Source organism: Daejeonella sp., from assembly GCF_046590655.1.
Taxonomy (GTDB): domain Bacteria; phylum Bacteroidota; class Bacteroidia; order Sphingobacteriales; family Sphingobacteriaceae; genus Daejeonella.
Genome location: NZ_JBKJUM010000009.1, coordinates 23075 through 30009 on the forward strand (window position 1 = coordinate 23075; position 6935 = coordinate 30009).

Sequence of the window (6935 nt, forward strand, 5' to 3'; positions counted from 1 at the left end):
TGGTGTGGTTGGTAATGGGCAGATAACTAAAGTTGCCCGGTTACCCGTTGGCCAGCAGAGGGTTACCAGTTGCCTATTACCAGATTGGACGCCTAAAGGTTACCAGTTTATTAATAACTTGGGGTTGACAGACTAATCGCCTTGCCTGGTAACTGGTTATTGCCAAATTCAAACTATTTAAAAGTATTAACTGCCCCCTCAACTTTATCCCACAGGGCACTTTTATGTTCGTAAGTTTTATATTCTTCGCCTTCAATATAATGCTTAAAGTTGGTTACATCCTCGCGAACTGCCTTTTCAAAAACACCATTCAACAAACGAGCAATTCCCTGACCGAGGCTGCCGGCAGGAGGGAAGTAGCTGATGTCAACCGTGAGCTCTGTGCCTGCGCCGCCAAGTGCATCGTGGAAGGTCACTTTGCCGGCATTTTGTACCATAGACCCTTCCACCGACTGCCAGCCTAGATAATTGTTTTCATCTTCCCGTGTTATTTCTGCATTCCAATTGAGTTTCAGGATTTCGCCAGGCAAATTGGCCCGCCAATGTGAGTTCTTCTCATCGTACTCGTCTACAGACGCGAGGTGTTTCATAAAACGGGGGAGATTTTCCAGACGGCGCCAGAAGGCATATACTTCTTCACGGGGACGGTCCACAATAAAAGATTCAGTTATATTGAGCGGCTGCGGGTCCGTGCCATCCTTATCAAGCGCGTTGTAAATGGGGCAATATCCAGTGGCGCCACGATAAATAAGTAAACCACCTGCAATGGCCTCCTGAATTCCCAGCAATGGATGTTTTTTAAGCATTTTAAGGCTCTTGTATGTCAGGAACAATCCGCCCAGAACAGATAATACCCGTTCAGTAAGATCTACATTTGGGTTCTTAGTCTCGATTGCTGAAAAATTCTTCTTAATTGCGGTAATATCAAAGTTATCCTTCAGCTTTTCTGTGATTGTATCTAAGTTCATATCTTTTGATTTTAGATAGTAACAAGGCTTGAGTATTAAGTGTTTTAGATATGCGAATTTAATTATGAGCCAAGAAACAAGTACAAAAAGCAAAGAACCAGAAATCAAGATAGAAACCATGCCGAGGGAATCTTTATTCCTTGTTCCTGTCAAATTGTGTACATTTAATAATCTGGTGCCTTAGACATTTCTGTACAGTATTTTAAATAGTAATGAGTCCACGTTTCTCACTGATTTTTGCTTTCTTAAGTAGACGCCAGGAAGCTAACACCTTTACTCCTAACGGAGATGGAATAAACGATCTACTGACGCAAGGGGAAACATTACCGGTGGGAGTGTATTATTGGATGGTAGATGCGGCGAACGGCCCTGAGAAGATTCAGAAGGCGGGGTCGGTGACGGTGCTTAAGTAAGATTAATTAGTAAGCAAATTGTCTAGAGTAGGATGATAGGATTGTAGGATTAGGATGCATAGGATTATAGGATGCATAGGATGCTGGGTGGAGATGCAGGTGTGTCATTGCCTGCCTAGCCGGCAGGCAGGCGAGCGAAGCGTGGCAATGATACTTGATTCTTGATACTATTTATTTGTATTTTCACCAAAATTAAATTCATCTTTCATATGACCAGGATCTTCCCCTCCAAAATCAAAACCTGTTGTTTATTACTATTGGTATTTATCTCAATTTCTTTTGCCATTGCTCAGACCACGCCTGATTATAAGCTCAGGGTGGAGTGGAAGCCAATGGAGAATAACTACGAAGGTAAGAACCAGACTTTATCTACCCTTAGTATCATAAATGATTCAGATATAGATCTGCCGCCTAACGGTTGGACATTATATTTCAACTATAGCGGTAATTTCCCGAAGCCGGACAGCCGGGGATTAAGCCTTTCGTATATTAACGGTGATCTGTATAAGATTGAACCTAACCCAGCTTCGGACGGGATTTCTGCAAATTCAAGAATGAACTATCAGATGGTGCGGTCGGGTTCTGTCGATAATATTACAATGAACCCGCAGGGCTTTTACCTGGTAATGGATAAAGCGCCTAATAAAGCAATTGCTGTTCCTGCGAGTTACCCGGATCCAGATAAGGCCTTTCTGAATAAACTTGCATCTGCAACGAATAGCTGGATGAACCCGGCGAATGTATTTACCAGAAACCTGGCCGTAAAAAATATTGCAGATGATCAGCTGGTAAAAGTATTTCCAAGTCCAGTATCATATAATACCGGGAGCGGGGAATTCTCACTTTACGCCGGCACCCGAATTTTTGCTGAACCAGCTTTTGCAAAAGAAGCAGTTTACCTCGCCTCCGAGCTCGAGAAAGTGCTGTTCCTAAAACCGGGTATCGTTACCCTGGTACCAACTGGCAATGCGATTGTTCTTCAGAAAAATATGCGGATTGTACCGGAAGGATATTCTCTAAAAGTCTCGCCTAATGGTGTCGTTATTTCAGCATCCACTCCAGCAGGTGCGTTCTACGGCATTCAGTCTTTAAAAACTTTGCTCCCTCCCTCAAGCTGGAAGGCAAAGCAACAGGCTATTCCGGTTGCGGCGGTAGAAGTTGTTGACGCACCCCGTTTTGGTTACCGTAGCTTTATGCTGGATGTGTCACGGAATTTCCAGCCCAAGGCCGAAATTCTGAAAGTGCTTGACGTGATGAGTCTTTACAAATTGAATGCATTCCATCTCCACTTTTCGGATGATGAAGGCTGGAGGGTTGAGATTCCATCATTGCCTGAGCTTACTTCAGTAGGAAGTATTAGGGGGCATACAGTCGACAATAAGAATAATATACAGCCTTCTTTTGGCTCTGGTGGTATGCCTAATGTACTTCCCGGAAGCGGTTTTTACAGCAGAAAGGATTTTATAGAGATCTTAAAGTACGCTGCTGAGCGTCATATCAGCGTTATCCCCGAAATCGAATCGCCGGGCCATGCCCGTGCTGCAATTAAGTCGATGGAGAACCGTTATGCCAAACTCATGAAAGCCGGAAAGCCTGCCGAAGCAAACCGGTATCGTCTGGCAGAGCCTGCTGATTCATCAATGTACCGGTCGGTACAAGGCTGGAACGACAATGTAATCAATGTAGCTCTTCCATCAGCCTATAATTTCATGGAGCGTGTTACGGACGATCTGATACTTATGTATAAGGAGGCCAATGCCCCTCTGAAAACAATTCATTTCGGTGGTGATGAAGTTCCGCCCGGTGTATGGGAGCGTTCACCGGCTTACATAAACTTGCGAAAAGCCAATTCGTCTATAAAAAGCACGGATGACCTCTGGTACTACTATTTCGGTAAACTGAACGGTATGGTGAAGAAACGCGGTCTGTATGTGTCAGGTTGGGAGGAGGCAGGCATGCGCAAAACTGTGCTTGATGGAAAGCCGCATTATATTGCCAATCCTGATTTTGCTGACGATAATTTCCAACTCAACGTATGGAATAATACAATTGGCTCCGGCGCTGAAGATCTTGCCTACCGACTTGCTAACGGTGGATACAAGGTAGTACTTTCGCCGGTTTCAAACCAGTACTTCGACCTGGCCTATAACAATTCATATTTCGAACCCGGATATAAATGGGGAGGACTCGTTGACGCTGACAAGCCCTACTATTTCATTCCTTTTGACATGCTTAAAAATGTCAAAGAAAACGGTCAGGGGAACCCTATCGGCAAACTGGATCAGACCGGCAAGATTCGATTAACAGACTATGGCAAATCTAATATAGTGGGTGTGCAGGGACTTCTTTGGTCGGAGAATAACGTGAACAGCACCCGCCTCGAATATATGATGCTTCCAAAACTGCTCGGTTTAGCCGAACGTGCCTGGTCTAAAGATCCGGAATGGGCCACGACAAGCGATGCTACCAAAGCTGACGATCTTTACAAACAGTCCTGGATCGAATTTGCCAACTTAATGGGCAAGCGCGAACTTCCGAGATTGACATATTACAATGGTGGCTATGCATATCGTATACCGGAGCCTGGCTTGAAAGTGGAAAATGGCAAAGTTGTCGCTAATGTGCAATACCCGGGGCTGGAGTTAAGGTATACAACTGATGGGTTCGAACCAGGTGTCAGCAGCAATCTATATTCAGGTCCTGTTTCAGAAAAAGGGGTGATAAAAGTGGCTGCGTTTGATGCTGGGGGAAGAAGAGGCAGAGTTGCGGAAGTGGAGAACAGGTAAGAATTAAGCCTGCCTGCCGGCAGGCTTTGACCCCCTCAGTATCCTATGAATCCTAATTAAGACAAAATCCTATTCCAACTTTCTAATGATATAATATCCCTGCTTCCCATACCCGTTCTTAATATAAAAACGATGGGCTTCTTCTCTATGAAAAGATGATTCCAATCCCAAAGACTTGCAGCCATTCTGTTTTGCTATTGCCTCGGCATCTTCCAGTAGAAGTTTTCCTATTTGCTGCCGCCTCATAGTTTCGTCGACCACCAATTCATCAATGTTGGCCAGATTGCCTTCTGCTTTTAAATTGTTGCGGATGCTTAGGGAGCACAGCCCCACAACCTTTTCGGGAGTGCAAGCAACTCTGATTATATGACCGGTAACTTCTAATGTCTTCAGGAAAGATTCTTGAATAGCCGGGCTATTAATCTGACTACCCGGCCATAGCTGTTTTAGAAGTGAGAGGACCCCCTCGAAATCTTCAGCTTTGCTGTCTCTTATTATAATTCGATTAGTTATTGGCATTCGCTTCTGTTTAACCAAATTTAAACAAAGATTTCAAAAGAGGCGGCACTGGCGGCTGCTTTAGAGTTTTCAGTATTCCCTTTTCAGTTATCTATTTTTTTTCGTTTCTTTGCATCCTAATCACGACTCCTTAGCTCAGCTGGTTAGAGCTACTGACTCTTAATCAGTAGGTCCTGGGTTCGAGTCCCAGAGGGGTCACACAACAATTTGTGCGTAGCATAAGAATACATATTCTTCTCTGGGACGAGAAGTTTACCCCGTTGCAGAGCGGGGAGTCCCAGAGGGGTCACACAACAATTTGTGCGTAGCAAGCTTTTTTGCATCGGATGGATTCGCCGATTATGAGCAGATCTTTTTTTGTGATGGCATCGCGTTTACCCTTAACACTCAATGCATGCTGGCTTACCCATTCGCTACCGGGGTGGAAGGCGTGGCAAACATCATATATACCTACCGGCATTTTCAGGGGCGCCAGATTGTAAAAGAAAAGGGGGGATTGGTTGGTGGTTGCCTGCCGGCAGGTTGGTTGTTGGACGGTTGTTGCTTTAGGTAAAAGTCTGGCTTTTATTTACCGTTTTCCCCGGGCGCGTGCGAGAAGATAAATTCCAATTTTACTGTAACTTCGCCTAAAACATTATTGAAGTCAATGAGTAAGATATTTTCCATAACCGAAGGCTTGGAAAACCTGGGTGCTTTGCGTACCGGCGGACAAGGATCGGTTTACAAAGCAAGGCGCGGTGAGGTGATCAGCGCAGTTAAAATATTGCCTACTCCGCTTCATACGGAAGATCTGGAGGATAAAAGCTACCGCGACTTTCAGAACGAGGTGTCCAAGCTTAAGAAAGTCAATGAAACGCCTAATCCTCATGTGGTTAGGATACTGAGTTCGGGCATCACAGAAAGCGGTTCTTTGCCGTTTATAGAGATGGAATTTATCGAAGGGCCCGACCTTCAGGATATGCAGCTTGTCCCCGACAATAAAATATTTACTATCGACGAAAGTATACGGGTGGCTGAACAGCTCTCCGGGGCAATTGCTCATTGCCACGTGGTGGGGGTTAAGCATGGCGATATCAAAAGCAATAACGTCAAGCTGAACTTGAAAACCGATAAGTACATGTTACTGGATTTCGGGCTTTCCATCATGTCGGATGAGCAGCGCCGCACTAGTTTACGACATGCAGGCGCTATCGAATTCATGGCTCCCGAACAGAACGATGGCGAAATGCTAATGGAGTCGGATGTATACAGTTTCGGAATCATTCTATTTGAAATGCTGGCCGGAAGTGTACCCTTTCCTTTGAACAATAGCAGTGAAACTTCCAGGAACGCCGTGATGATCTCACACATGGAGAAGCCGATTCCCGATCTTTCAAAGATGCGTGGGTCTAACCTGCCTGAAAGCTGGGATGAGAATAAAATGAATGCAGAGATGCAGATCCCTTCATGGCTGCTGGCCGTCATCGCTAAATGCCTGGAAAAGCTTCCTCAAAACCGCTTTCGGAATGGGATGGAATTACATGAGGCAATCGTGAATAGTATTTCTTCAAAAGGGGCGTTTGCATATACTCCGGTGGCGGCTGTTGCGCCGCTTGCTGCAGCCATAACAACCGATACACCGGACATTCCGGTAGAAATCCCGAAGCTTAAGCCCCCCACTGAAACCACGCGTGATCATAAGAAGACTTTTATTTTAGCTGCTGTCTTCCTTTTATTATTTCTCGCATTATTCGCAGGATATAACAGTCTGAAATCCGCGAAAGTAGATCCAGCCGATTCGGCTGCAGTTAACGCCGAAAATCAAAGACTATTAGACTCCATTGCGGATGCTGCGAGATTAAATTCGGAGAGGATACAGGATTCTGTGGATAATTTAGCGAGGTATAGTAGTCCGGCGCCTGTTCAAAATGGGAATGGAAAAGGTAAGGGAAACGGTAAGGGTAGAGGGAAGAAGAAGTAATTTTCTGAAAAGAATTATTGGTTATTGGTTGCCTGTCTGCCGTCAGAGAGGTTGATCGAAGGGATAAGCGTATAGTCTGGAAACTGGAAACTGGTAACTGGTAACTGGCAACTGGTTACTGGTTACTGGTAACGGGTAACAAGCAACTGGTAAAATGGATAACAAAAAAGGGCACCCTTTTGAGGCGCCCTTTTATTATGAGTTTCGATTAATCTTAGTTCCAGCCTGGGTTTTGAACCATGTTGGAATTGGCGTTGGTAACCGTTTCAGGAATAGGGAAAGTCCATTC

At 44.9% G+C, this 6935-nt stretch carries 7 protein-coding genes and 1 tRNA gene; 4 read left to right on the forward strand and 4 right to left on the reverse strand.

Annotated elements, in window-relative coordinates; genetic code table 11:
• Window positions 1-173: 173 nt before the first annotated feature.
• Window positions 174-968 (reverse strand): SRPBCC family protein, encoded by a 795-nt coding sequence (locus ACLL8Z_RS00645; RefSeq protein ID WP_411272811.1) that lies wholly within the window; start codon window positions 966-968, stop codon window positions 174-176.
• Between the two features lie 212 nt (window positions 969-1180).
• Between ACLL8Z_RS00645 and ACLL8Z_RS00650 the strand changes: the two genes are divergently transcribed.
• Window positions 1181-1381 carry a hypothetical protein gene (locus ACLL8Z_RS00650; protein ID WP_411272812.1) on the forward strand — a complete coding sequence of 67 codons (201 nt, stop codon included), beginning with the start codon at window positions 1181-1183 and terminating at the stop codon, window positions 1379-1381.
• 209 nt (window positions 1382-1590) lie between these two features.
• A complete protein-coding gene (locus tag ACLL8Z_RS00655; RefSeq protein ID WP_411272813.1) occupies window positions 1591-4167 on the forward strand; it encodes a family 20 glycosylhydrolase in 2577 nt (858 codons plus the stop codon).
• 69 nt (window positions 4168-4236) lie between these two features.
• On the opposite strand, the gene ACLL8Z_RS00660 is transcribed toward ACLL8Z_RS00655, so the two are convergent.
• Entirely contained in the window at window positions 4237-4686 is a 450-nt protein-coding gene (locus ACLL8Z_RS00660; RefSeq protein ID WP_411272814.1) for a GNAT family N-acetyltransferase, read from the reverse strand.
• Between the two features lie 124 nt (window positions 4687-4810).
• Between ACLL8Z_RS00660 and ACLL8Z_RS00665 the strand changes: the two genes are divergently transcribed.
• Window positions 4811-4884, forward strand: a tRNA-Lys gene (locus ACLL8Z_RS00665).
• 88 nt (window positions 4885-4972) lie between these two features.
• Here ACLL8Z_RS00665 and ACLL8Z_RS00670 read toward each other — a convergent pair.
• Window positions 4973-5146 (reverse strand): hypothetical protein, encoded by a 174-nt coding sequence (locus ACLL8Z_RS00670; protein ID WP_411272815.1) that lies wholly within the window; start codon window positions 5144-5146, stop codon window positions 4973-4975.
• 186 nt (window positions 5147-5332) lie between these two features.
• On the opposite strand from ACLL8Z_RS00670, the gene ACLL8Z_RS00675 reads away from it, so the two are divergent.
• Window positions 5333-6646, forward strand: coding sequence for a serine/threonine-protein kinase (locus ACLL8Z_RS00675; RefSeq protein ID WP_411272816.1), 1314 nt, complete (start codon window positions 5333-5335; stop codon window positions 6644-6646).
• 214 nt (window positions 6647-6860) lie between these two features.
• On the opposite strand, the gene ACLL8Z_RS00680 is transcribed toward ACLL8Z_RS00675, so the two are convergent.
• Window positions 6861-6935 (reverse strand): RagB/SusD family nutrient uptake outer membrane protein (locus ACLL8Z_RS00680; RefSeq protein ID WP_411272817.1); only part of this gene is annotated, 75 nt, incomplete at its 5' end.